The sequence below is a fragment of the Allokutzneria sp. NRRL B-24872 genome (assembly GCF_002155965.1).
Taxonomy (GTDB): domain Bacteria; phylum Actinomycetota; class Actinomycetes; order Mycobacteriales; family Pseudonocardiaceae; genus Allokutzneria.
In genome coordinates, this window is the sequence record NZ_MUMH01000282.1 from 1 (window position 1) to 3,186 (window position 3,186).

The following is a 3,186-nucleotide window of genomic DNA, read 5'->3' on the forward strand; positions in this document are numbered from 1 at the left end:
TCGCGCCGGCGCGAACTTCCAGTGGTCCGAGCATGCTGAACACGAAGCGGGTGCCCATTGAACCCCCAGATTCCAGGGAAACCCAAAACACACGAGTGGTAACGACGCCGCGCACGAGCACGACCGAAGTGCAAGATCACTCCGCGTTGCCGACTTCATCGCGACGTCCCTCGCGACTACGTCATTTCACGCCTTCGCCCCATCGATATCACACCAACGGCGGCCGGAATTCGACGCTGCGCGACTTCCAATATCCCGAACGCATCGACGATGCTGTTTGCCCTGCCCATCGATGGATGTACACCCCCCGCGAGGCGGCCGACGCTACGGCCACAGCCGAAAAGTCGGGCTCGCGGCTTCGGAGAGTTCGATCTAGACCGAGTCCTCCAAGAGTCTCTGAATGGCCGCGACCCTCCCGTTGATCTCGGCGAGCTCCCGGCCGAGCCGGTCGTCGGCGACGGCCTGGCGCTCCGCCAGCCTGCGACTCTCCGCCAGCTCCCGGTCACCGCCGCGCCACGCCGCCAGCACGCGCCCGATCCCCAACACCACGCCTCCCACCACAAGTGCGAGGGCACCGCACCTCGTTCGACGGTTCACGGTCACGTTGTCGTCCCTCGGTCCAGCAAGAACAGCTACGGGGCGCGACGCTAAGGCCGGACAATTTCGTATGGATATCGCCACGAAGGCCGCCGACCACCCCGTTCCGGACCGCGTCCGGATAAGCCGGTGATAACGAATCGAAAAGGCCGGGATGTACGGGCGGGACCGAAATGAAAATGGTTCCCTCAGCGACGCTTCGGCACCGGCACGGTCATCAGGTCCTCCGCGACGACGATTTCCCCTCCGAACTCCTCGGCGGCCTCGTCGCGAAAACGGCGGGGGTCGGGGTAGCGCTGGGAGAAATGGGTCAGCACCAGCGTCCGCACGCCGCACTCCCGTGCCACCCGTCCGGCCTCGCCCGCGGTGAGGTGGCCGACGTGCCTGGCCAACTCGGCCTCGGCGGCGAGGAAGGTCGACTCGATCACGAGCATGTCCACGCCCTCGGCCAACGCGAACACCCCGTCGCAGAGCCGGGTGTCCATGACGAAGGCGAAGCTCTGCCCCTGGCGCGGCTCGCTCACCGCCTCCAGCGGCACCCTGCGGCCGTCCACGGTGACCGAACCCTCGCGCCGCACCTCGCGCACGAGCCGCCCGGTGATCCCCGCCTCGGCAAGGCGCTCCGGCAGCATCCGCACACCATCCGGTTCGGTGAGCCGGTAGCCGAAGGACTCCACCGAGTGCTCCAGCCGCCGCGCCGTCAACGCGCCGAAGTCCCCCGCCGCAACGGGTCCGTCGCCGTGCACGGGTTCCTCGCGGAGGTCGGCCACCTCGTAGAAGGCGGTCGCGTTGCGCAGCCGCCGGAAGTACTCGTGGCCCGAGGCCGGGAAGTGCGCGCGCACGGGATGCGCGACGCGGTCGAGCGACAGCCGCTGCACGATCCCCGGCACGCCAAGGCAGTGGTCGCCGTGGAAGTGCGTCAGGCAGATCCGCGTGATCTCGCTGGCCGCCACACCCGCGAGCAGCATCTGCCGCTGCGTGCCCTCGCCCGGGTCGAACAGCAGCCCCTCGCCGTCCCAGCGCAGCAGGTAGCCGTTCTGCGCGCGCTGACGGGTCGGCACCTGGCTGGCGGTTCCCAGCACGACGAGCTCACGGGAGGACACGCCGCGAAGATAGATCAGCCCCAGCCCAGTTGCTGCCGAATAAGCGGCTGGTAGGTCGACACCCGCGAGTACACCCCCGGCTTGCCCGGCATCCCGCAGCCCTCGCCCCACGACACCACGCCGACCAGCCGGTCGCCCACCACCAGCGGCCCGCCGGAATCGCCCTGGCACGCGTCGGCCCCGCCCTGCGGTCGCCCGGCGCACACCATCTTCTGCGGGTCGTATGAGGGATAGGCCGCCTTGCAGGTGAGGTCGTCCACGAGCGGGACCGCGACGCTGAGCAGGACCGTGGACACCGGCCCGGAGTCGAAGATCCGCCCCCAGCCGAACACCGTCGCGGGCAGACCCGGCCAGTAGGCGAGGAAGTCCTGCGGGCTCGCAGGGGTCAGCGGCAGCACGAACGCGGGCTCGGCGAGCGTGAGCACCGCGATGTCATCACCCTCGATCACCGTGCGGAAGGCCGGGTGCACCCACGCCGACGCCACCTTGATCACGCGGCCCCCGCTGCCCGCCATCTGCGTCCGCCCCTGCACCACCTTGAGGTCCGCGGGCTGCTTGCGGCCGATGCAGTGCGCGGCGGTGATCACCTTGAGCGGGCTGGCGAGCGTGCCGCCGCAGAAGAAGGTCCCGTTCACGTCGAGCAGCCCGACGAGCCAGGGATGCGCCTCCGCGCTGGCGGGTGTTCCGCCGACTATGTCCGGAGTGGACGGTGGCGATGTCGGAGCTGGTGCGGGCGCGGCCAGGTTCAGCACGGCGAGCAGCACAGCGGCGATGCGGCGCATGGCGACCTCCCGGACTACTCGCTGGCCTCCTCGTTCGCATCGGCAGCGCGCGAGGGCGACAAACCCCCGGCGCCGCAGAACGACTCGAACGAGCGGTCCTTGTGATTCACGCGGAGAGCGGAGAGACTGCCGATCAGGCCCCTACGACCCGAACAGGTGCCCCCATGCCGTTGTCCTCCGCCGTGCGCCAGCGCTGCCGGGCCTTCCTGCCCCAGAACGAGGCGCTGCACTTCCTCTTCCCGGCGATGGCCTCCGCCGACCGCTACGGCGGTTCTTTCGGGGTGATCGTCGCGGTGACCGAGGGCAAGGTCGTCGTGCTGGCGTGCAGCCCGTTCAGCCACGACCGCCCCGAGTCGGTGTGGGCGGAGCACCCCAGGGCCACCGAGCTGGGCCCGGTGGAGTCGGGATCGGGCCCGATGATCACGCTGGGCGATCTCGCGCTGGAGTTCGACGACGAGTACGTGGCCGTGGTCTGCGCCGCCGACGCCGAACTCTCCGGCGACTACGCCATGCCCCCCGACCCCCTCCCCGACCTCTGACCCCTTACCTGCTGAATGACTCATTCATGTGGTTGAACGTCCTCAATGACTCGTTCATGTGGTTGGGCGTGCTGAACGAGTCATTCAGCACCTCAACGCACTGAACAGGTCATTCGGGTCCTTGGACGCACCGAACGGGTCGTTGGGGGTCGCGTGGTGGTGCCA

4 protein-coding genes are annotated in these 3,186 nt (G+C 69.1%); 1 reads left to right on the top strand and 3 read right to left on the bottom strand.

The genetic code is table 11. The features are described 5' to 3' along the window. Positions 1-372: 372 nt before the first annotated feature. The 3 genes from CCN37_RS40500 to CCN37_RS37435 all read right to left on the bottom strand — a co-directional run bounded on the left by CCN37_RS40500 (position 373) and on the right by CCN37_RS37435 (position 2,482). On the bottom strand, positions 373-549 hold the full coding sequence (locus tag CCN37_RS40500; RefSeq protein ID WP_168201047.1) for a hypothetical protein: 177 nt from the start codon (positions 547-549) through the stop codon (positions 373-375). Positions 550-785: 236 nt separating this feature from the next. After that, entirely contained in the window at positions 786-1,700 is a 915-nt protein-coding gene (locus CCN37_RS37430; RefSeq protein WP_086830148.1) for a ribonuclease Z, read from the bottom strand. A 14-nt stretch (positions 1,701-1,714) separates the two neighbouring features. After that, entirely contained in the window at positions 1,715-2,482 is a 768-nt protein-coding gene (locus CCN37_RS37435; RefSeq protein ID WP_086830150.1) for a trypsin-like serine protease, read from the bottom strand. Positions 2,483-2,646: 164 nt separating this feature from the next. Here CCN37_RS37435 and CCN37_RS37440 point away from each other — a divergent pair, with 164 nt between their 5' ends. Continuing rightward, positions 2,647-3,021: a hypothetical protein gene (locus tag CCN37_RS37440; protein ID WP_086830152.1), complete on the top strand. Its 375-nt coding sequence runs from the start codon at positions 2,647-2,649 to the stop codon at positions 3,019-3,021. Positions 3,022-3,186: the final 165 nt, after the last annotated feature.

Bases quoted from the DNA above. Each gene is read 5' to 3' on its own strand.
- CCN37_RS37435 (WP_086830150.1), bottom strand. From the start codon at position 2,482: ATGCGCCGCATCGCCGCTGTGCTGCTCGCCGTGCTGAACCTGGCCGCG.
- CCN37_RS37440 (WP_086830152.1), top strand. From the start codon at position 2,647: ATGCCGTTGTCCTCCGCCGTGCGCCAGCGCTGCCGGGCCTTCCTGCCC.